The sequence below is a fragment of the Pseudomonas sp. PDM16 genome, from assembly GCF_014851865.1.
Lineage (GTDB): Bacteria > Pseudomonadota > Gammaproteobacteria > Pseudomonadales > Pseudomonadaceae > Aquipseudomonas.
Genome location: NZ_JACVAM010000002.1, coordinates 154880 through 174529, shown reverse-complemented (window position 1 = coordinate 174529; position 19650 = coordinate 154880). Strand labels below are relative to the sequence as shown.

The window sequence follows — 19650 nt, the reverse complement described above, 5'->3', positions numbered from 1 at the left end:
TAGCACGGCGAGGGTGACAGAAAACAGCGCCGATCACGCCAGATAGCGGGAGTGATCGGCAGACAGGCAGCCAAACGGCATCTGTTGCTGTGTAGACGCAGGCGCTCCCGAAGAGTGGGCTGGGTCAGTCGGGCAGCCGATAGTCCTGCTGGGTCATGAGATCGAGACCGCACTGCAGGTTCTCGATCCAGTAGAGAAATGCGTTGATCATCTCCGCACCAACGAAGGGACGACCGTGTTGCGGCACGATCATCGCCACATCCATCTCGCGCACCATCTGCACCCAGAAGCGGCAGGCCTTGTTGCTGGCCATGTAGCGGCGGTGGAAGCCGACCATGTTCGGCACATGCGCGGCGAAGTCCTGCACCGGGCTGGCGTCGTCGACCATCGAGGCGCCCATGTCGCCGGAGAAGAGAATCTTGCTCACCGGATCGTACAACTGGAAGTTGCCCACCGAGTGCAGGAAGTGCGCAGGCACCGCCTTGAGGTTGCACTTGCCCAGAGGAATGGCCTGACCACGATCCGGCAGCGCGATGATGCGATCATAGGTGTTGATGCCATGGCTCAGCGAAAGGTAGTTCGCGGTGAGGTGCGGCAGGAAGCGCGCCCACAGCTTGGAGCAGATCACTCGCGCACGGGTGTGCAGCAGCCACTTGTCCAGCGACGCGATGATGTCCGGGTCCTGGTGAGAGGCGAAGATATAGGTCAGCGCCTGCACCGAAATACGCTTGGACAGCTCCAGCGACAGCGGGGTGTAGGTCAGATCGCCGCCCGGATCGAGCAGCAGTTGCTGGTCGCCGTCGACGATGAGGAACTGGTTGGACTGCACACCTTCGCCGCTGACCAGGTCATCGAACATCAGGCATTGGTGAGTACCGTTATCGAACAGCACTATGGGCTCGCGGCGCATGTATACCTCGCAGGGAAGAAGCGAGATAACCTTATCCGACGCGGCCTGGAGGCGTACTGATCCAAGTCAAGCCAGTGCTGCCAGGGCTTTCTCCAGACGCTTCTCGCGTGCCGTTCGGGCTACCTCCAGCAGGTTGCAGTCACGTGACCAGAGCGCCGCCCACTCCTGCGGCCCGGAGGCAATGGCAGCGTCCAGCTCAGGGCGCAGCGCCTGGAACTGAGCGAACAGCCCGGCCAGCAGCAGATGGGTGATCGGATCGCTGGCATTGTGCCGCGCCACCTCGGCGCAGCCGCCGAGCAGCCCCAGCAGACGCAGGCTAAGCGCACGCGGCCAGTCGCTGTCCTGACCGACACCGTAGAGCCAGGCGCCGAGCGCAGCCAGCACGTGCAGGTCCTCGATACTGCGGAAGGGTTTGACGTAGCTGTCCCAGCCGTCTCCCGGCAGCAGCTCGCACAGGGTATTTTCCAGGTGCAGGCGTGCGTGGCCGATGTCCGGCATCAGCGGCAGTGCCGGTAGCGGCTCGATTCGCGAACCCGGCGCACCGGTATGCACTACGCCTACGGCCAGGCGCGGTACTCCCTCTTCATCCACCCGTGCCGCCACCAGCAGCCAGTCGGCGGCATCGGCGGCGGTGACGAAGTCCTTGCGCCCGGACAGGTGCAGGCCACTCAGGCGGGTCTGCATGTCTGCCGGGCGAGTGCTGCGATTCTCCGTCACACACAGTGCGCCAAGGGTGCGTGGTGCCGCCGGCCACAACGCCCGCAAGGCGCCCTGGTAACCGGCGAGGAAGGCGCGGCCTGGCGTGGTCGCCAGGCGCCCGCCAAGCACGGCCAGGGCGAAAGGGCCGCCATCATCGACCCGCTCGGTCAGCGCGGCGTACCAGTCCTCCAGATTGCTCTCGTTCAGGCGGTCTCGGGTTTCCAGCAGGGTTTGCCAGGGCATCACAAAAATCCTCGTCGTCTGTCACACAAGCATCACCCAACCTTCATGGAGGTGACACCGGGTCTTCCTAGCCTGAGCTTGCCCAACAACATCGACCGGCCGCAACCCATCGCAGGCTGGCTCACGGAGGCTAATCGATGACCCAGATCGCCCGAACTGCCGAACGCCGCCTGCAAGCCGAACGTCTGATCGGCCCCGATGCACTGCGTGAAGCCCAGACCCTGCGCTACGCCGTGTTCAGTCGTGAGTTCGACGCCAAGCTGAAAGGCGCCGAGCTGGGCCTGGACATGGATGACTACGACCCGCACTGTCGCCACATCGGCGTGCGTGACCTGAACAGCGGTCGCCTGGTCGCCACCACTCGCCTGCTCGATCACCAGGCCGCAGCCAGCCTCGGTCGCTTCTACAGCGAGGAGGAGTTCAGCCTGCACGGCCTGGCCCATCTCGAAGGCCCGGTCCTGGAAATCGGCCGCACCTGCGTCGATCCGTCCTACCGCAACGGCGGCACCATCGCCGTGCTGTGGAGCGAGCTGGCCGAAGTACTCAACGAGGGCGGCTACCGCTACCTGATGGGTTGCGCCAGCATTCCCATGCAGGACGGCGGCGTCCAGGCCCAGGCCATAATGCAGCGCCTGCGCGAGCGCCACCTGTGCACCGAAAACCTGCGTGCCGAGCCGCGCAACCCGCTGCCGGCCATGGACCTGCCGGGCAACGTCATCGCCGAGATGCCACCGCTGCTCAAGGCCTACATGCGCCTGGGTGCCAAGGTATGCGGCGAGCCGTGCTGGGACCAGGACTTCCAGGTCGCCGACGTGTTCATCCTGCTCAAGCGCGACGAGCTGTGCCCGCGCTATGCACGCCATTTCAAGGCTGCCGTCTAGCCGCCGAGCGTGGGGGCAACCCCACCCACCTCCGCCGTCTGAGAGACACGATGATCAAACTTCGCCTCTACCTGCGTCTCATCCGTCTGGCTGCCGTGCTGTTGCTCGGCATGCTGCTGGCCAGCAGCGTTGCACTGGCCGAGCGCCTGAGCCGTGGTGATCTGATGGGCCTGCGCCAGCGCCTTACCGCCTGGTTCATGTGCCGCCTGAGCCGCGCCCTGCCGTTCGAGGTCGAGGTGCTGGGCGAGCTGCCGCAGGGCACGCATCTGTGGGTTGGCAACCATGTGTCGTGGACCGATATCCCGCTACTCGGCCAGCTGCTGCCGATCTCCTTCCTGTCCAAGGCCGAGGTGCGTACCTGGCCGCTGGCCGGCTGGCTGGCGCACAAGGCCGGCACCCTGTTCATCCGTCGCGGCTCGGGCGATAGCGCACTGCTGGCGCGCCAGATTCATCGTCACCTTGAATCCGAGCGCCAGCTGCTGATCTTCCCCGAAGGCACCACCACCGACGGCCAGCAGGTACGCACCTTCCACGGCCGGCTGCTGACCGGCGCCATCGAGGCCGGCGTGCCACTGCAACCGGTGGCGATCCGTTACCTGCGCGGCGGGGTGATCGATCCCATCGCGCCCTTTATCGGGGACGACGACCTGCCCTCGCACCTGCTGCGCCTGTTCGGCGCAGAGCGTGGCAAGGTGCAGATCCAGCTGCTCGCGCCCATCGCCAGCGTTGGCCAGGAGCGCAACGCCCTGGCGCGTCAGGCGCAGCGAGCAGTGCAAGTGGCACTGTTCGGTGAAGAAGGACAAGAGAAAGTAAGAGAAGCGGCCTGACTGATCAGGGGGTACGCTGGTTTCGCAGAAATGCCAGCGCATCCAAGAAGCGCTGAGCCTTGGCCAGGTTGGTAGTGTTGATCCTCCGTAGGGTCGCTCCTTCGGTGTTACGGATCAGGATCACATACCTGTTTGCTTTGAACTTCCTTGAATGCAGAGTGCTTTCGCCGAGGGAGTTGTAGTAGATGCGCTGTCCCGCCTCTCGCGTGACGCTTCTGGACGAGCCCACAGCTATCGCGCCAGTTCCTATTGGCGCCGCGCTCGCCACACTGTCACCCGTCGTCACCACCCCATCGGAAAGTAGTATGTACTCCGACCCCACAGCTACCGCCTGCGGGCGCTGATCAGCCACGTAGTCCTCCAGGAAAACCTGCTCCACCACCGATTGAGCTTCGGCAAAGGTATCCGGCGGCGTAGGGGTGTAATTCATCCGGCTATGGCCGCATCCAGCCAGAGCCAGAACACCAAGAAGTAGCAAGGCTCTCTTCATACACACTCAAGCTCCATGGCAAAGCACGAATCTAACTTCAATTACCGGGCGTGCCGCAATTCTCAATAGCGAACATCTGTAGCTGCGGATAAAAATCGCGGAAATCGTCACTCAGCGGCTCATACAGCCGCTCCAGTTCGCCCATGGCGCCATCCAGCATCTGCGGCCGCGACAGCCGGCGGCTCATGCCTAGCAGCACCTGCTCCAGCACGGCGAAATCCGCATAGCTGCCCAGCCAATCCTGCGCCGCCATGCGCGGGGCGATGAAGGCCAGGCGTTCCGGCAGCTCGGGCTGCGCGGCCAGCACTTGGTAGACCCGCTCGGTGAATTGCCCCAGCGGCTCGTCGGCGAACTCCGCCCAGTCGCGCGCCAGACAATGGTCGAAGAACAGATCGAGGAGAATCCCCGACGTGCGCCGCCGCTCGGCAGGAAAGCGCGCCCGCGCCTGCTCGACCAGCGGGTGGCGGTCGGTGAAGGCATCAATGCGCCGGTGCAACTGGATGCGCGCCTCGATCTCAGCCGGAAAGCGCCCCGCCAGCGGCCCTTTGACGAAGTCGCCGTACAGGCTGCCGAGCAGTTGGTCCGGGGCATCGCCGCCCAGGTGCAGGTGGGCCAGGTAATTCACGCCGCCCCCTTGCGCCAGGCATTGGGCGTCATGCCCAGCCAGCGGCGGAAGGTACGACTGAAGTTGCTGGTGTCGCGATAGCCCAGGCGCTCGGCCACCGCCTCGACGCTCAGCGGCGTGCTCTGCAGCAGCCAGCAGGCCAGCTCCTGGCGCACCTCGTCGAGCAGTTGCTGGTAGTGCACGCCCTCGTCGCGCAGGCGGCGGATCAGTGTGCGCTCGGACAGGTGGAACTCGTCGGCCAGTTGCTCCAACGTCGGATAACTACCCTCGCAGGCCACCAGGCGCAGCTGCACGCGGCTGGTCCAGTCACCGCCGGGGGTGGCGCCCTGCAACTGGTGCTCGCAATCGCGCAGGGCGATGCGCGCGGCCTGGGGGTCGGCGCTCAGGCTCGGGCGGTCCAGCCAACTCAGCGGCAGGCTGACACTGAAACGCTCGGCGCCGAAGCCGGCACCGGGGCCGAGCAGTTCGCGATAACGCGCCGACCACGGCGGCTCGGCGAAGGGGAAGCGGAACTCCAGGCAGTCGTCCGGCAGCGCGCCGCACACCGCCTCCAGCAGGCGCAGGCAGACGCCGGCCAGGCTGGTGAAGATGTGCTCGCGCACATCGCCCAGGTCGAACAGCTCCTCGAAGTAGATGCGGTAGCGCTCGCCCTCGACCTGCCCACCGAGGCGCAGGCTGGACAGGCGCAGCACGCTGAAGCGCTCCAGCACCGCCAGCACGCCGCGCAAGTCCGGGCACAGGGCGGCGGCGTAGCCCACCGGGCCATGTGCCGACACCGGCGTGGCGCAGCCGACTTCCAGACCCAGCCAGGGGCAATCGGTGAGCTGGGTGGCGCGGCGGATCAGACGCTGCACCTGGGCGAAGTTGAGCGGGCGGTTGTCGCGGTGCAGGTGCACCCAATCCAGGCCAGTGCCGTGCAGAATCTCGGCCTCGCCGAAGCCACGCTGGCGCAGCGCTGCACACATCAGGCGGGCGTAGATCGGGTGCAGGCAGGGCTGGAGCGGGGCGAGGCTCGGGTCCATGGGGCAGGTCCGGCGCAGGATGAGTTGTCACCATAAGACGATTTTCTGCCCGACTCAACGGTTCTGCCCATGGCCACGCCGGCGCATGCTGGGCTCAGGTCGAAGAACCGCGGAGAGAATAAAAATGCACACCGCCCTGCCCTACCGTGACCGCAAGCGCCCACTCTGGTTGCTGTCGCTGTTCGTTCCCTGCCTGGGCCTGATCGGCCCCGCGCTGTACCTGCTGGTATCGCCGAATGACGCCTGGCTGTGGCTGTCGCCGGCGTTCTTCTACTTCGGCGTGCCACTGCTCGATGCGCTGATCGGCGAGGACCCGAGCAACCCGCCGGAATCCGAGGTACCGGCGCTGGAAGCCGATCCCTACTATCGCTGGATCACCTACCTGCTGGTGCCGGTATTGTGGCTGACCTTCATCGCCACCACCGCCTTCGTCGCCACCCAGCCGCTGGCCTGGTACGGCGTGCTGGCGATGATCATCAACACCGGCGGCGGCCTCGGCTTCGCCATCAACCTCGGCCACGAGATGGGCCACAAGAAGATTGCGCTGGAACGCTGGCTGGGCAAGCTGGCCCTGGCGCTGTCCTGCTACGGGCACTTCTACATCGAGCACAACCGCGGCCATCACCGTGACGTGGCCACCCCGGTGGATCCGGCCTCGTCGCGCATGGGCGAGTCGATCTACCGCTTCATCCTGCGCGAGATGCCCGGTGGTTTCCGCCGCGCCTGGCAGCTGGAGAAGGAGCGCCTGACCCGCTGCGGCAAGGGCGTCTGGAGCCTGGACAACGAGGTACTGCAGCCGGCGCTGATCAGCCTGGTCCTGTATGGCGGACTGACCCTGGCCTTCGGCCTGGCGATCCTGCCGTACCTGCTGCTGACCGCCTTCTGGGGCGCCTTCCAGCTGACCTCGGCCAACTACCTGGAACACTACGGCCTGCTACGCGGCAAGCTGGACAATGGCCGCTACGAGGTCTGCCAGCCGCACCACTCGTGGAACAGCAACCACCTGTTCTCCAACTGGGCGCTGTTCCACCTGCAACGCCATTCCGATCACCACGCCCACCCGACCCGGCGCTACCAGTCGCTGCGCAACTTCCCCGATCTGCCACGCCTGCCCAGCGGCTACTTCGGCATGTACCTGGTGGCCTACGTGCCGCCGCTGTGGTTCCGCACCATGAACCCGCGGCTGATCCGCGCCGTGCAGGGCGATGCCGCGCGGATCAACTTCCAGCCCGGCCAGCGTGAGCGCCTGATGCAGCGCTACGGCCTGGGCGAGCAGCCGGCATGAGCCGCCATCGCTGCCCGGAATGCGGCTACTGCTACGACGAAGCCCGCGGCGAACCACACCACGGCTACGCGCCGGGCACGCCCTGGGCGGAACTGCCCGAGGACTTCGCCTGTCCGGATTGCGCCATCCGCGTGAAGGACGAGTTCGAACCCCTGGCGGATTGATTCTTTCCCACGTGCGAGGCCTCTAGCCCGAGGCCTTCTCGCCGCTTCATCAGCTACGTTGATAGTCAGTATCGGTGCAAACGATCTAAATATCGGAACAACCCGATATACAGTTCGCCTCAACCCGATATACGACAGCGCCAGCATGAACACTCCACTCGACATCGACGAAATCATCAAGGCCCTGGCCCATCCGGTCCGGCGCGAAATACTGCAATGGCTGAAAGAGCCGGAGAAGCATTTCGCCGACCAAGACCACCCGCTGGAACTCGGCGTGTGCGCCGGCAAGTTCGAGCGCTGCGGCCTGTCCCAGTCGAGCGTATCGGTTCATTTGGCGACCTTGCAGCGCGCCGGTCTGGTGACCAGTCGCAAGGTCGGCCAGTGGAGTTTCTTCAAGCGTAACGAAGAGGTCATCCAGGCCTTCCTGAAAGACCTCGACGCCCAACTCTGAACGGCCCTGCCCGCGCGCAGGACCAAATACATGTAACCGTTTCCAGGAGCCGGCCCCATGCCGTTACCGCTTCTCGTCCTCGCTCTGTCCGCGTTTGCCATCGGCACCACGGAATTCGTCATCATGGGCCTGCTGCCCGAGGTGGCAGCCGACCTCGGCGTGTCCATCCCCGGTGCCGGTTGGCTGGTCACCGGTTATGCCCTCGGCGTGGCCTTCGGTGCACCGTTCATGGCCCTGGTCACTGCCAACTGGCCGCGCAAGTTGGCCCTGCTGGCGCTGATGGGCATTTTCGTACTGGGCAACCTGCTCTGCGCCACCGCTGCCGACTATGAGTTGCTGATGGTGGCCCGCGTGGTCACTGCACTCTGCCACGGCGCCTTCTTTGGCATCGGCTCCGTGGTCGCCGCCAGCCTGGTGCCGGAGAACCGCCGGGCCTCGGCCGTGGCCCTGATGTTCACTGGCCTGACCCTGGCCAACGTGCTCGGCGTGCCGCTGGGCACCGCGCTCGGCCAGTACGCCGGCTGGCGCTCGACCTTCTGGGCGGTAACCGGCATCGGCATCCTCGCCTTTATCGGCCTGTGGCGCGTACTGCCCAGCAATCGCGAGCAGGAGCCTGCCGACCTGCGCGGCGAACTGGCCGCCATGCGTGGCGCCGGCCTGTGGCTGGCTCTGTCCACCACCGTGCTGTTCTCCGCCGCCGTGTTCGCCCTGTTCACTTACATCGCACCACTGCTCGGCGAGGTCACCGGCGTGTCGCCACGCGGCATTACCTGGACCCTGCTGCTGATCGGCGTCGGCCTGACCCTCGGCAATATCCTCGGCGGTCGCCTGGCCGACTGGAACCTACCCAAGGCCCTGGCCAGCATCCTGCTCACCCTGGCGGTGTTCTCCTCGCTGGTGAGCTGGACCAGTCCGCTGCTGATCCCCTTGGAAATCAACCTGCTGCTCTGGGCCATGGCCGCCTTCGCCGCGGTGCCGGCCTTGCAGGTCAACGTGATGAACTTCGGCCAGGCTGCCCCGAACCTGGTGGCGACCCTCAACATCGGCGCCTTCAACCTGGGCAACGCCCTGGGCGCCTGGATCGGCGGCCTGGTCATCAGCCAGGGCCTGGGGCTGACCAGCGTGCCGCTGGCCGCCGCTGTCCTGGCCGTACTAGGCCTGATCGCCGCCCTGCTCACCTTTTCCCTCGGCAGTCACACCAGCGCCGCCGAACCCCTGCTCGACTGACACATTGGAGACCGCACCATGACCACCCTTTTCGACCCGATCAAGATTGGCAGTCTGGAACTGCCCAACCGCATCATCATGGCGCCGCTGACCCGCTGCCGCGCTGACGAAGGCCGTGTGCCCAATGCGCTGATGGCCGAGTACTACGTGCAGCGCGCCAGCGCTGGCCTGATCCTCAGCGAGGCCACCTCGGTCACCCCGATGGGCGTCGGCTACCCGGACACCCCCGGTATCTGGTCGGAAGATCAGGTCCGCGGATGGCTCAACATCACCCGCGCCGTGCACGCCAACGGCGGCCGCATCTTCCTGCAGCTGTGGCACGTCGGCCGTGTCTCCGACCCCATCTACCTGAACGGCGAGCTGCCGGTCGCCCCTAGCGCTATTGCGCCAGCCGGTCACGTCAGTCTGGTCCGTCCGATGAAGGGCTTCGAGACCCCGCGCGCCTTGGAAACCGAGGAAATCGCCGACATCGTCGAGGCCTACCGCCACGGCGCCGAGAATGCCAAGGCCGCCGGTTTCGATGGCGTGGAAGTGCACGGCGCCAACGGCTACCTGCTCGACCAGTTCCTGCAGAGCAGCACCAACCAGCGCACCGACCAGTACGGCGGCTCGATCGAGAACCGCGCACGCCTGCTGCTGGAAGTCACCGACGCAGCCATCTCCGTATGGGGCGCCGATCGCGTCGGCGTGCACCTGGCGCCGCGTCGCGACAGCCATGACATGGGCGATGCCGATCCGCGCGAAACCTTCGGCTACGTGGCCCGCGAGCTGGGCAAACGTGGCGTGGCCTTCATCTGCACCCGCGAGAAGGAAGGCGACGACAGCCTGACTCCCTTCATCAAGGAGCAATTCGGCGGCCTGGTGATCGCCAACGAGCGCTTCACCAAGGACCAGGCCAACACCTGGCTGGCAGAAGGCAAGGCCGATGCCGTGGCCTTCGGCATTCCCTACATCGCCAACCCCGACCTGGTCGAGCGTCTGGCCAAGGACGCCCCGCTCAACGAGCCGCGCCCCGAGCTGTTCTATGCCCAGGGCCCGGTCGGCTACATCGACTACCCACGCCTCTGACCGCATCTGGTCGGACGATAAAAAAGCCCCGCTCACGCGGGGCTTTTTTATTCACACGCCAGGCCTTCCGATGAAGCGCTGCACAAAGCGCGGTCAGGATGGCTATGATCGGCGACCATGCCCAGCTCACCACCACTACGCCAACCCTGCCCACCCGGCGCTTGCGATTGCGGGCGCGAGGAGCTGCTGAACGGCAGCGAGGCCGATGCGCGTATCCTGCTGCTCACGCTGCATGAGGAGAAGCGTCTGGTCGAGCGCCTGCAAAACCTGAAGGACCTGGAGGATCTCGAGCGCCTGCAGCAGAGGATGTACGAGCAGCTCGGCATTCGGCTGCAGGTGGCGCCGGGGATCAACGAGGTGCGCACCATGCGCGGCATCACCATCCAGATCGAAGCGTTACCTGGCCTGTGCCGCAAGACGCGGCAAGCGATTCCGTCGGCCATACGTCGGGGGCTGGAAAACTCGCCGGAAATTGCCTATCGGCTACTGGACGCCCATGACCTGCTGCGCGATACCTGAGAAGCGCTAGGCCAGACTTACCCCCGCTCCAGATTACCCAGAATGCGTGCGTGAATGTCCTGGCACAGGCGCTGTTCCTCCTCGCTCACTCCCGCGAACAACTCTCGACGCAGCTGCAGCGCGATACTCTCGATCTGCTCGATCAGAGGTCGTGCCTTGTCGCTGAGAACCACCTTCTTGGCTCGACGATCCTCTGGCACCGCGATGCGCCGGACCAGCTCCTGGGCCTCCAGACCGTCAAGCAGACGAGCCAGGGTCGGCCCCTCCACTCCCACGGTCTGGGCCAACTCGCGCTGGGTGGGTGCTTCCTTGAGCAGGGCGAGGTGAAGAAGAACCAGCCAGCGCGCCTGGGACAGGCCAAGCCCGGACAGACGACGATCCAGTTCAGCGCGCCAGGCGCGGGAAAGCTGGGCCAGCTGCATACCAAAACTGTGGTGCGCGAAGTTATGCATAGAAGACTCTCACCGGCTCTTGCCGCTGACCACTCCCCATACCGCGCGTGGACAGCAGAAAAACCTAATTATTAGTCAACTAACCATAACCCCGAAAACAGGGCTTCGCCAACCCCGCCGTCACCATTTGACATACTGATCCTCGACGAAGCCCCACAGGTTGTCGATCACCAGTGGGGGGCGCCCCGGGGGCCGCAAGGTGCCCTGGAAACAACCGAACACCTGCTTGAAGTTGCTGGCGAGCACGCCCAGGTTCAGATGCTCGCGGTGCAAGCCGTGGCCACGGAAGCTCAATTCCACTTGGCCGTCGCCGGAAACGATGCGCCACGGTTGTAGAGGATCATCGCGATCGAACTGGAAATGCACGCCGCCGACCGGATGCAGGGCGCCGTCCAGCCAATAACAGTTCTCGCTGAAGCTGGTTTCATTGACCCCGCAGGACAGGTTCAGACCGATCCGTGTACCCGCCACCTCACCGGACAGGCAAGCCCAGTTCCAGAAGGTCTCCGGGCGCATGTAGCCGGCCGACCAGTCATGGTGGGCGAAGGCATCCAGTGCCTGCAGATCGAAATCACCCAGCGCGCTGCGCACGCTGCCGTGACAGCGCACGCCGGCAACCTTCTGCGCATAGACCCAACCGTTCACCGCCGTCGGCGTGCAGATGCACATGGGCTCGAACTGCTGTTCGGAAAAACTGGCCTCGATGCGCGTGCCGTCGTCCAGTTCTACCAGCAGGCGCTTGACGCTGCCGCGATTGTCCAGACGCAGCAGGTTGGCACCGCTGCGCAGTTCGCAGGCACCATCGTTGGGCCGCTGCGAGAAGTCGGTGCCATTGCCCAGCGGTCGCTTGAACTCACGCTCGATCATTCGCCCGCTGGCAGGGTGGAACAGGTAGACGAAACCGGCGGTGAGCAGACTGATGTCGGCAAGCGCGCAGCCACCGATCAGCTCATCGCTGACGATGCCGAAGTACTGAAACTGGTGGAAGCGCCGCCACTTGGCCAGAGCGCCGAGGCGCCTCCCCATCGGCGAGCGAAAGTCGAAGTCGCGCCAGTTCACCTCGCCCGGTGCCGCCGGGAAGATGCCGTAGTGGGGTTGGCCGTTGGCCTGTATCAGTCGATCCATGAACGTCACCGCCAGGGGAAAGCGCCGATGCTAGCAGCCGCCCTGCCCCGCGAGAGGGGCGATTCGCGCCAGTACGGGGGGCCGTTCAGGTCACCACCTGGTTGCGTCCAAATGCCTTGGCCTCATACAGAGCCCGGTCGGCATGCTCGAACAGGCCATCCACGGTGGCATCTGCCGGTGGCTGCAGGCAGCAGACGCCGATAGAAATGGTCAGTACCGAGGCCGTCGACGAGCCGGCATGCTCGATGGCACAAGCCTCCAGACTCCGGCGCAAAGCCTCGGCGCGCTGGCGAGCCTCGCTCGGGGTTATGTCGTAGAGCAGCACCGCGAACTCCTCGCCGCCCAGGCGCGCCGCCATGTCCAGCGGGCGACGCGCCGCCTGCTGCAATGTTTCGCTGACCCGCTGCAGCGCACGGTCGCCAGCCTGATGGCCATACCGGTCGTTGTAGGCCTTGAAGTGATCGACGTCGCACAGCAGCAGCGCAAGGGAAAGCTCGTCCCGCTGTGCCTGGCGCCAGATCCGGTTGAGCTCGCGGTGGAAGCTGCGTCTGTTGCTCAAGCCGGTCAACCCATCCTGATCAGCCTGCACCCGCAACAGGCTGCTGACCAGAAAATGCTCACGTGACTTCAGCTCCAGCAGGTAGCAGCCCACGGCGCCGATCAGGTTACCCGCCAACAGGAACAACAGGTTGTTGAACAGGCGCTCCGGCGCCAGGCCGCCCAGCCACTCGAACAGCCCGTAGGCCAGCAGCACGACGAAAGAAATGACGGCCGCCTCGACCAGACGAAGACCGACGAGGAAATAGGCGGCGATACACACCAGCAGCAACCCCTCGTAGGGGAAGAACGGGTCCTGGCGATGCCCGAGGGCGATGATGGCTGCCGCGCCCAGTCCCATGGCACCGATGCAGGCGATGCTCAGCGGAACCGCCATTTGCGTGGGTCGTCGGGTCAAGGCCAGGCGACCGCAGGTCAGTAGCAGTGCTGCAACGCCAAGGCGGATGGACAGCATGATCAGCAACAGCGGCCCCTCGATCATCCACACATCCACGCCGACGAAGGCCAGCCAGGCCAACAGGGCGAAGATCAGCGCAACCCGCTTGAGCTCGAAGCTGTCGCGCAGCATGTATTCGCGATACTCAAGCTCCAGGCCAGGCACGAAACGCAGTCGACGATAGCCACGGGACAACTGGTCGGCATAGGGATTGGGCCGGACATCGGCCAGCCAGTCGGAGTGCAGCGGCACTTAGGGCCTGTTCCCGTGTCGACGCGCAACCGACAGGTACGGGCCTGTCTTTGCGCGGCACATAGTTACTCGTCGTTTGTGTGGGATGACCAAACCTCTCTCCTTGCGCCTAGCCCCGCGCAAAAACCGGCTCCATCGCGGCCGTACCGAAGCGGGAACAGAACCTCGAACCTCGCACATCGACCGCCTGGGATCACCCTAGCGTTTTGAGATACTCGTCACAAGTTGCCGCCAACGACTTGGCGTAAAGAATCGTTACAGCGATGACCTCAGACTTCGAACTCCGCCTGTAGTGCCGCACGTACACAATGCAGGACGCCTTCCGGAACCTGCCCGGCAAACTGCTCGGCGATGGCCGCCACCGGTGGCAGCTCACCCTCGCCGTCGAGGAAAGCGTCCTGAATCTCGCCGAGCAGCTCTTCCGGCAGATCCAGCGCCTGCTCCAGCGACAGCTGCTGGCTACCGATAGCCTCGGCCAGCAGGTTGTACACGCTCTTCTCGCCGCAGTTTAGCTGGCTGGCGATCTGCGCCGGCGTCATGCCGGCACGAGCCAGGCTGACCAACTCATGACGCAGGTCGGTGACTGCCTTGGGCGCCTCGCCGGCTTCGCCGCCGTTGAGCACTTCGAGGAAGGCATCCCCATAGCGCTCCAGCTTGCGCGCACCAACGCCACTAACCTGGGCCATCTCGGAGAGGTTGCGCGGCTGGCTGCGCAGCATTTCCAGCAGCGTCGAGTCAGGGAAGATGACGTAGGGCGGCACGCTGTGCTCCTCGGCCAGCTTGCGCCGCAGGGTGCGCAGGGCTTCCCACTGCTCGCGCTCCTCGCCGCGCACCAGTTGGCTGGCGCTGCTGCCACTGGCCTTGGCCGCCTGCTGTGGTTTGAGGTCGCGACGCAGTTCCAGAGTCACTTCCCCACGCAGTAAAGGGCGGCAGCTGTCAGAAAGACGCAGGCCGCCGTAACCCTCGAGGTCGACGTCGGCCAGGCCGCGCGCCACCAGCTGGCGGAACAGCGTGCGCCAGTCGCCTTCGGCCAGCGCCTTGCCGATGCCGAACACCGGCAGGTGCTGATGGCCGGAGGCGCGAATCTTCTCGTTGTCACGACCGAGCAGGATGTCCACCAGATGGCCCACACCATAGCGCTGGCCACTGCGGTAGATCGCCGACAGCGCCTGGCGTGCCGGCTCGGTGGCGTCCCAGGTCTGCACGTTGTCGACACAGGTGTCGCAGTGGCCGCAGGGCTTCTCTAGTACTTCGTCGAAGTAGGCCAGCAGCGCCTGGCGACGGCAGCGGATCTCCTCGCAGAGGGCGAGCATGGCGTCGAGCTTGTGCTGCTCGATACGCTTGTGGCGCTCGTCGCCCTCGGAATTGGCCAGCATTTGCTTGAGGAACACTACGTCCTGCAGGCCGTAGGCCATCCAGGCGTCGGCAGGCAGGCCATCGCGGCCGGCGCGACCGGTCTCCTGGTAATAGGCCTCCAGGCTCTTGGGCAGGTCCATGTGGCAGACGAAGCGCACGTTGGGCTTGTCGATGCCCATGCCGAAGGCGATGGTCGCCACCATGATCAGCCCTTCCTCGTTGAGAAAGCGCTTCTGGTGATAGGCGCGCAGATCGCTGGGCAGGCCGGCGTGATACGGCAGCGCCGGGAAGCCCTGGGCACTGAGGAAGTCGGCCACCTCCTCGACTTTCTTGCGCGACAGGCAGTAGACGATGCCGGCATCGCCCTTGCGTGCCGCAAGGAAGGCCAGCAGCTGCTTGCGCGGCTGATCCTTGGGCTGGATGCGGTAGAAGATGTTCGGCCGGTCGAAGCTAGAAAGGAAACGCTCGGCCTGCTCCAGGTGCAGGCGCTGGGCGATTTCCTCGCGGGTCCGCATGTCTGCGGTGGCGGTCAGGGCGATGCGCGGTACACCAGGGAACAATTCGGCCAACTGGCCCAGCTGCAGGTATTCCGGGCGGAAATCGTGGCCCCACTGCGACACGCAGTGGGCCTCGTCGATGGCGAACAAGGCGATCTGCGGCAGGCGCTGCAGGAAATCCAGCATGCGAGGCTGCACCAGGCGCTCGGGGGCCAGGTAGAGGAACTTGATCTCGTTGCGGCGGATGCGCTCGGCGATGTCGCGCTGCTCGTCGTTGCTCAGCGTGGAGTTCAGCGCCACGGCGGCCACGCCGAGTTCGTCGAGGGTGGCGACCTGATCGTCCATCAGCGCGATCAGCGGCGAGACGATCACCGCCAGGCCTTCGCGCAGCAACCCGGGCACCTGGTAGCACAGCGACTTGCCGCCGCCGGTGGGCATCAGCACCAGGGCGTCGCCACCACCCGCGACGCGCTCGATGATCGCTGCCTGGTTGCCGCGGAAGGCGTCGTAACCGAAAACGTCTTTGAGGATGCGAAGGGCAGCGGACATGGGTGGCGAGATCATCCAGGCTGAAGAAGCGGTCGGGCAGTATACGCGACCGCCGGCCGCGGCAGGCCATCGCCCGTCGGCCGTGCTTTTGCCGGCCTGGGCGGCTAGAATCCCGATGATTCCTCATTCAAGGTAGTTCCACGATGTCCTTCGCCGAGCAATTGTCCCGCCTGCAAGCCTTCCTCGATGCCGACGACCTGCACGAGGAGGCGCTGGACTACGTGGCCGCCCATGGCTACCTGACCGCCCTCTCCATCTGCCCCGACCAGGTGCCGGAGCGCGAGTGGATCGACGCATTGTTCGCCGAGCCGCCGCACTACCGCAGCGAGGCCGAGCGCGAGGAAATCGAAGCTACGCTGCAGTTACTCAAGGCCCATATCGCCCGCCAACTGGCCAGCGACGACGAGCCGGAAGTGCCTTGCGATCTGGACCTGGGCGACGAGCCCGACGACTCCGACCTGCGCGGCTGGTGCATCGGCTTCATGGAAGGCGTGTTCCTGCGCGAAGCCGTGTGGTTCGAAGACTCCGAGGACGAAGTGAGCGAGCTGCTGTTGCCGATCATGGTTGCTTCCGGCCTGTTCGACGAGCAGCCGGAATTTGCCGAGATCGCTCGTGATCGCCAATTGGTGGACAGCATGGTCGACCAGATTCCCGAACTGCTCACCGCCCTGTTCCTGCTCTGCCAGGCGCCGGAAGAGAAGCCAGCCCTCCTCAAACCTCGCCACCACTAACTTCCGAACGATAGGTGCCTGCGCTCGATCATGCGTCGTTGAGAGCAGCCTCGGAATGCTCATTTACCACTCGTAAACTGCGCTTCTTCGGCTGCCCTCACCTAGCCTGCTCGTCGCTCGGCGACTTCTCCTTCAGAGGCAGGAACACCAACTGATGGCGCATAGCGACATCCGGCAAAGCCGCCACCGCAGCGTTCGCTATCTGTTGCTGGCGGTCGGCTGGTTGAGCGTGGCACTCGGGGTGATCGGCATCTTCGTCCCGGTACTGCCGACCACGCCCTTCCTGCTGCTCGCCGCCGCCTGCTTCGTGCGCAGCTCTCGGCGCTTCTACATGTGGCTGGTGAACCACCCGCGTCTCGGCCCATGGATTCGCGACTACCTCGAAGGCAACGGCATTCCGCTCAAGGGCAAGATCTACGCCATCGGGCTGATGTGGCTCAGCATCGGCTTCTCCTGCTATCTGGTCCCGCTATTCTGGGCGCGGGCGTTCATGCTCACCAGCGCGGTACTGGTGAGCCTCTACATCCTGCGCCAGAAGACCCTGCCGAACCGCGAGTGAAGTCAGCGGAACCGCCTACACTTTCCCCACTCATCGCGGAGAAAACCCTCATGCCGCTGCGGCCGAGCACTCAGGGACGAGCCAGGCGCCTGTCGCCCGGCCGGCTGCTGCTCGGCATCCTGCTCTGCCTGCTGCTGGTCATGGCAGCGAGAGCCAACTGGGATTTCGGCCTGATCCTGAGCAATGCCGAGAAGCGCTACGGCAACCTGGGCCCCGCGAAGGCGCGTATAGAAGCCTGGGATGAGCTGATCATCACGAGCGAGAGCCTTACCGAGCGTGAAAAACTCACCGCCGTGAACCGCTTCTTCAATCGCCAGTTCCGCTTCGCGGACGATATCGCCATCTGGCGGCAGACAGACTACTGGGCGAGCCCCATCGAGGCACTGGTCAAGGGCGCAGGCGACTGCGAGGACTACTCCATCGCCAAGTACTTCACCCTGCGCCGCCTGGGCGTTCCCAGCGACAAGCTGCGTATCACCTATGTCAAGGCTCTGCGCTACAACCAGGCGCACATGGTGCTTACCTACTACGCCAGCCCCAGCGCCGACCCGCTGGTGCTAGACAACCTGATCGGAGAAATCCGCCCCGCATCCCAGCGCAACGACCTTTTGCCGGTCTATGCCTTCAATGCCGAAGGCCTCTATCTACCAGGACAATCGGGCAAGAAGAGTGACACCAAAAAGCTGTCGCGCTGGCAGGATCTGTTGAAGAAGATGCGAGCCGAAGGCTTCGACATCGGAGAGGGTTAGGAGAGGCCTATGTCCCTGTTGAAACAGCTGTTTCTCGCCATCTGTCTGTTCCTCGTGGTGGCCTTCACCGGCAGCTTCATCGCCGGCGTGGAGACCTCGCGGGAACAGCTGCTCAGCCAGTTGCGTTCCCACGCCCAAGACGCGGCAACCGCGCTGGGCCTGTCGATGACTCCGCACGTGGATGACCCGGCGATGATCGAGCTGATGGTCAGCTCGATCTTCGACAGTGGCTACTTCGCCACCATAAGAGTGGTACGCATCCCCGGCGAGGAGGTGATAGTCGAGCGCACCACGAGCACCACTACCGAACGGGTGCCCCAGTGGTTCGTCGATATGGTCGACCTCAAACCCGAGGGTGGTGATGCGCTGATCATGCGCGGCTGGGAGCAGGCCGCACGGGTGGAGGTGCTCAGCCATCCCCAGTTCGCACTGGCCAAGCTGTGGGATAGCGCCATCGGCAGCCTGCTGTGGCTTCTGTTGTGCGGCATCATCAGCGCCATTCTCGGCGGCTGGCTACTGCGCACCCAACTACGCCCCCTGGACACCATGGTCCATCAAGCACAGGCCATCAGCCGGCGAGAATTCTTCACACTACCCCACGTGCCACGCACACCCGAGCTGAAGCGTGTGGTGCTGGCGATGAATCAGATGGTCGAGAAGCTCAAGCAGCTTTTCGCCGAAGAAGCGGCGCGCAGCGAGAAACTGCGGGAAGAAGCGTACCAGGACAGCCTCACCGGGCTGGCCAACCGCCGTCTGTTCGAAATCAAGCTGGCCAACCAGTTGGCCATCACCGAGCAGAATGCCGCCGGCTATCTGATGTTCCTGCGCGTCAACGATCTCGGCGGTCTCAACCAGCGCATGGGAGGTCAGCACACCGACGCGCTGATCTACAGCATCGGGGAGTTGCTCAAGCGGCTGCTGGAGCAGCGCGGCGCTCCGGACTGGCTGGCCTCGCGCAGCCGTGGTGGCGAATTCACCTTACTCGCCCCCGGCCTGGTCGCCGAGGACGCCGACCGCATAGCCCAGGAGCTGACGGAAAGCCTGGAGAGCCTGCGTCAGACCGGCGCCAGCGACTGCATCCCGGTGGCGCATCTGGGCATCGCTGCGTTTCGGCCAGGTGAGCAGATGAGCAACGTCATTGGCCGTGCAGATCAGGCGCTGGCCCAGGCGCAGAGCAACGCTAACAAGACCTGGGAACGCCTGGACGACTTCAATGCCACCAACGGTCAGGGCCTGCACGAGTGGCGCCGCTGGATCGACGACGCCCTGAACCAGAGCATGCTGCAGCTGTACTTCCAGCCAGTCGCGGCATGCGCCGATACGAGCCACCTGTTGCATCGCAAGGTTCTGGCGCGCCTGCTCGACCCGCAAGGCGAGGCCGTGGCCGCCGGGCGCTTCCTGCCTTGGATAGAACGGCTGGGCTGGGCCGCCCGGCTGGACCTGGCGATGCTGGAGCACAGCTTCGCGCATCTGGCCAAGTATCCACAGCCGCTCGCGCTCAGCCTGTCTACTGCCACCCTGCGTGATGCAGTGAGCAGGGAGCGACTTCTGGCGCTGCTCAGACAGCACCCTCAGCACGGCAAGCAAATGACACTGGAGCTCGATGAGCGCTTTCTGCCGCCCCCGGCAGACTTGGAACAACTCAGCCAGCAGGTTCGCGAGGCCGGCTACCAGCTAGGGTTGCAACACTTTGGCGGCCGCTTCAGCCTGATCGGCAACCTGACGCACCTAGGACTGGCCTACTTGAAGATCGACGGCAGCTACATCCGCGCCATCGACCAGGAAGACGACAAGCGAGTGTTCATCGAGGCGATATTCAGGGCCACCAACAGCATCGACCTGCCACTGATCGCCGAGATGGTCGAAAGCCAGGGGGAGCTGCAGGTGCTCAGGGAGCTGGGGATCCATGGCGCCATGGGCCGACTGATCGGCCCGCCCGCACCCTGGCAGAACTGACGGAAGGGCCTCGCCCGCG

At 64.8% G+C, this 19650-nt stretch carries 21 protein-coding genes; 12 read left to right on the top strand and 9 right to left on the bottom strand.

Translation table 11 applies throughout. The annotated features are described in order from the left end of the window. Positions 1 to 124: 124 nt before the first annotated feature. The gene (locus IB234_RS07245) at positions 125 to 910 is read right to left on the bottom strand and encodes an MBL fold metallo-hydrolase (protein WP_192315973.1); all 786 of its coding nucleotides are present in this window, start codon (positions 908 to 910) and stop codon (positions 125 to 127) included. A 66-nt stretch (positions 911 to 976) separates the two neighbouring features. Further along, positions 977 to 1852 (bottom strand): acyl-CoA dehydrogenase, encoded by an 876-nt coding sequence (locus tag IB234_RS07240; RefSeq protein ID WP_192315972.1) that lies wholly within the window; start codon positions 1850 to 1852, stop codon positions 977 to 979. Positions 1853 to 1989: 137 nt separating this feature from the next. Between IB234_RS07240 and olsB the strand changes: the two genes are divergently transcribed. Together olsB and IB234_RS07230 are read left to right on the top strand one after the other, a co-directional pair. Further along, complete coding sequence (gene olsB, locus IB234_RS07235) at positions 1990 to 2733, top strand: L-ornithine N(alpha)-acyltransferase (RefSeq protein WP_192315971.1); 744 nt, start codon at positions 1990 to 1992, stop codon at positions 2731 to 2733. Between the two features lie 50 nt (positions 2734 to 2783). Next, positions 2784 to 3560, top strand: coding sequence for a lysophospholipid acyltransferase family protein (locus IB234_RS07230; RefSeq protein ID WP_192315970.1), 777 nt, complete (start codon positions 2784 to 2786; stop codon positions 3558 to 3560). A gap of 4 nt (positions 3561 to 3564) precedes the next feature. Here the strand turns inward: IB234_RS07230 and IB234_RS07225 are convergent, their stop codons facing one another. The 3 genes from IB234_RS07225 to IB234_RS07215 are packed head-to-tail and all read right to left on the bottom strand — an operon-like array spanning position 3565 to position 5697. Beyond that, a complete protein-coding gene (locus IB234_RS07225; protein WP_192315969.1) occupies positions 3565 to 4050 on the bottom strand; it encodes a hypothetical protein in 486 nt (161 codons plus the stop codon). Positions 4051 to 4087: 37 nt separating this feature from the next. Further along, positions 4088 to 4675 (bottom strand): ACP phosphodiesterase, encoded by a 588-nt coding sequence (locus IB234_RS07220; RefSeq protein ID WP_192315968.1) that lies wholly within the window; start codon positions 4673 to 4675, stop codon positions 4088 to 4090. Beyond that, positions 4672 to 5697 carry an AraC family transcriptional regulator gene (locus IB234_RS07215; RefSeq protein WP_192315967.1) on the bottom strand — a complete coding sequence of 342 codons (1026 nt, stop codon included), beginning with the start codon at positions 5695 to 5697 and terminating at the stop codon, positions 4672 to 4674. Before IB234_RS07215 ends, IB234_RS07220 begins: the two co-directional genes overlap by 4 nt. Before the next feature lie 124 nt (positions 5698 to 5821). Between IB234_RS07215 and IB234_RS07210 the strand changes: the two genes are divergently transcribed. The 6 genes from IB234_RS07210 (at position 5822) to IB234_RS07185 (ending at position 10411) form a co-directional block, all read left to right on the top strand. Beyond that, entirely contained in the window at positions 5822 to 6982 is a 1161-nt protein-coding gene (locus IB234_RS07210) for an alkane 1-monooxygenase (protein ID WP_192315965.1), read from the top strand. Next, positions 6979 to 7146, top strand: a complete 168-nt coding sequence (locus IB234_RS07205) for a rubredoxin (protein ID WP_192315963.1) — start codon at positions 6979 to 6981, stop codon at positions 7144 to 7146. Before IB234_RS07210 ends, IB234_RS07205 begins: the two co-directional genes overlap by 4 nt. Before the next feature lie 145 nt (positions 7147 to 7291). Beyond that, positions 7292 to 7597 (top strand): ArsR/SmtB family transcription factor, encoded by a 306-nt coding sequence (locus IB234_RS07200; RefSeq protein ID WP_192315961.1) that lies wholly within the window; start codon positions 7292 to 7294, stop codon positions 7595 to 7597. Positions 7598 to 7654: 57 nt separating this feature from the next. Further along, positions 7655 to 8824: an MFS transporter gene (locus IB234_RS07195; protein ID WP_192315959.1), complete on the top strand. Its 1170-nt coding sequence runs from the start codon at positions 7655 to 7657 to the stop codon at positions 8822 to 8824. A gap of 18 nt (positions 8825 to 8842) precedes the next feature. After that, positions 8843 to 9892, top strand: a complete 1050-nt coding sequence (locus IB234_RS07190) for an alkene reductase (protein WP_192315957.1) — start codon at positions 8843 to 8845, stop codon at positions 9890 to 9892. Between the two features lie 117 nt (positions 9893 to 10009). Next, a complete protein-coding gene (locus IB234_RS07185; RefSeq protein WP_192315955.1) occupies positions 10010 to 10411 on the top strand; it encodes a hypothetical protein in 402 nt (133 codons plus the stop codon). Between the two features lie 17 nt (positions 10412 to 10428). Here the strand turns inward: IB234_RS07185 and IB234_RS07180 are convergent, their stop codons facing one another. From IB234_RS07180 to recQ, 4 genes are all read right to left on the bottom strand, one after another. Beyond that, positions 10429 to 10863 carry a MarR family transcriptional regulator gene (locus IB234_RS07180; protein ID WP_192315953.1) on the bottom strand — a complete coding sequence of 145 codons (435 nt, stop codon included), beginning with the start codon at positions 10861 to 10863 and terminating at the stop codon, positions 10429 to 10431. 120 nt (positions 10864 to 10983) lie between these two features. Next, the gene (locus tag IB234_RS07175) at positions 10984 to 11988 is read right to left on the bottom strand and encodes a DUF2804 domain-containing protein (RefSeq protein WP_192315951.1); all 1005 of its coding nucleotides are present in this window, start codon (positions 11986 to 11988) and stop codon (positions 10984 to 10986) included. A gap of 85 nt (positions 11989 to 12073) precedes the next feature. Beyond that, entirely contained in the window at positions 12074 to 13234 is a 1161-nt protein-coding gene (locus IB234_RS07170; protein ID WP_318651988.1) for a sensor domain-containing diguanylate cyclase, read from the bottom strand. 269 nt (positions 13235 to 13503) lie between these two features. Next, positions 13504 to 15636, bottom strand: coding sequence for a DNA helicase RecQ (gene recQ / locus IB234_RS07165; protein ID WP_192315948.1), 2133 nt, complete (start codon positions 15634 to 15636; stop codon positions 13504 to 13506). 143 nt (positions 15637 to 15779) lie between these two features. Between recQ and IB234_RS07160 the strand changes: the two genes are divergently transcribed. The 4 genes from IB234_RS07160 (at position 15780) to lapD (ending at position 19631) form a co-directional block, all read left to right on the top strand. Beyond that, the gene (locus tag IB234_RS07160) at positions 15780 to 16367 is read left to right on the top strand and encodes a YecA family protein (protein ID WP_192315946.1); all 588 of its coding nucleotides are present in this window, start codon (positions 15780 to 15782) and stop codon (positions 16365 to 16367) included. 154 nt (positions 16368 to 16521) lie between these two features. Then, positions 16522 to 16926: a YbaN family protein gene (locus tag IB234_RS07155; RefSeq protein ID WP_192315944.1), complete on the top strand. Its 405-nt coding sequence runs from the start codon at positions 16522 to 16524 to the stop codon at positions 16924 to 16926. A 50-nt stretch (positions 16927 to 16976) separates the two neighbouring features. After that, positions 16977 to 17675 carry a cysteine protease LapG gene (lapG, locus tag IB234_RS07150; RefSeq protein ID WP_192315942.1) on the top strand — a complete coding sequence of 233 codons (699 nt, stop codon included), beginning with the start codon at positions 16977 to 16979 and terminating at the stop codon, positions 17673 to 17675. 9 nt (positions 17676 to 17684) lie between these two features. Further along, entirely contained in the window at positions 17685 to 19631 is a 1947-nt protein-coding gene (gene lapD / locus IB234_RS07145; RefSeq protein WP_192315939.1) for a cyclic di-GMP receptor LapD, read from the top strand. The last annotated feature ends 19 nt before the right edge of the window (positions 19632 to 19650 follow it).

Excerpts from the sequence above, each read along its gene's own strand:
- IB234_RS07245 (WP_192315973.1), bottom strand. The coding sequence starts at position 910 with ATGCGCCGCGAGCCCATAGTGCTGTTCGATAACGGTACTCACCAATGC.
- IB234_RS07240 (WP_192315972.1), bottom strand. The coding sequence starts at position 1,852 with ATGCCCTGGCAAACCCTGCTGGAAACCCGAGACCGCCTGAACGAGAGC.
- olsB (WP_192315971.1), top strand. The coding sequence starts at position 1,990 with ATGACCCAGATCGCCCGAACTGCCGAACGCCGCCTGCAAGCCGAACGT.
- IB234_RS07230 (WP_192315970.1), top strand. The coding sequence starts at position 2,784 with ATGATCAAACTTCGCCTCTACCTGCGTCTCATCCGTCTGGCTGCCGTG.
- IB234_RS07225 (WP_192315969.1), bottom strand. The coding sequence starts at position 4,050 with ATGAAGAGAGCCTTGCTACTTCTTGGTGTTCTGGCTCTGGCTGGATGC.
- IB234_RS07215 (WP_192315967.1), bottom strand. The coding sequence starts at position 5,697 with ATGGACCCGAGCCTCGCCCCGCTCCAGCCCTGCCTGCACCCGATCTAC.
- IB234_RS07210 (WP_192315965.1), top strand. The coding sequence starts at position 5,822 with ATGCACACCGCCCTGCCCTACCGTGACCGCAAGCGCCCACTCTGGTTG.
- IB234_RS07205 (WP_192315963.1), top strand. The coding sequence starts at position 6,979 with ATGAGCCGCCATCGCTGCCCGGAATGCGGCTACTGCTACGACGAAGCC.
- IB234_RS07200 (WP_192315961.1), top strand. The coding sequence starts at position 7,292 with ATGAACACTCCACTCGACATCGACGAAATCATCAAGGCCCTGGCCCAT.
- IB234_RS07195 (WP_192315959.1), top strand. The coding sequence starts at position 7,655 with ATGCCGTTACCGCTTCTCGTCCTCGCTCTGTCCGCGTTTGCCATCGGC.
- IB234_RS07190 (WP_192315957.1), top strand. The coding sequence starts at position 8,843 with ATGACCACCCTTTTCGACCCGATCAAGATTGGCAGTCTGGAACTGCCC.
- IB234_RS07185 (WP_192315955.1), top strand. The coding sequence starts at position 10,010 with ATGCCCAGCTCACCACCACTACGCCAACCCTGCCCACCCGGCGCTTGC.
- IB234_RS07180 (WP_192315953.1), bottom strand. The coding sequence starts at position 10,863 with ATGCATAACTTCGCGCACCACAGTTTTGGTATGCAGCTGGCCCAGCTT.
- IB234_RS07175 (WP_192315951.1), bottom strand. The coding sequence starts at position 11,988 with ATGGATCGACTGATACAGGCCAACGGCCAACCCCACTACGGCATCTTC.
- recQ (WP_192315948.1), bottom strand. The coding sequence starts at position 15,636 with ATGTCCGCTGCCCTTCGCATCCTCAAAGACGTTTTCGGTTACGACGCC.
- IB234_RS07160 (WP_192315946.1), top strand. The coding sequence starts at position 15,780 with ATGTCCTTCGCCGAGCAATTGTCCCGCCTGCAAGCCTTCCTCGATGCC.
- IB234_RS07155 (WP_192315944.1), top strand. The coding sequence starts at position 16,522 with ATGGCGCATAGCGACATCCGGCAAAGCCGCCACCGCAGCGTTCGCTAT.
- lapG (WP_192315942.1), top strand. The coding sequence starts at position 16,977 with ATGCCGCTGCGGCCGAGCACTCAGGGACGAGCCAGGCGCCTGTCGCCC.
- lapD (WP_192315939.1), top strand. The coding sequence starts at position 17,685 with ATGTCCCTGTTGAAACAGCTGTTTCTCGCCATCTGTCTGTTCCTCGTG.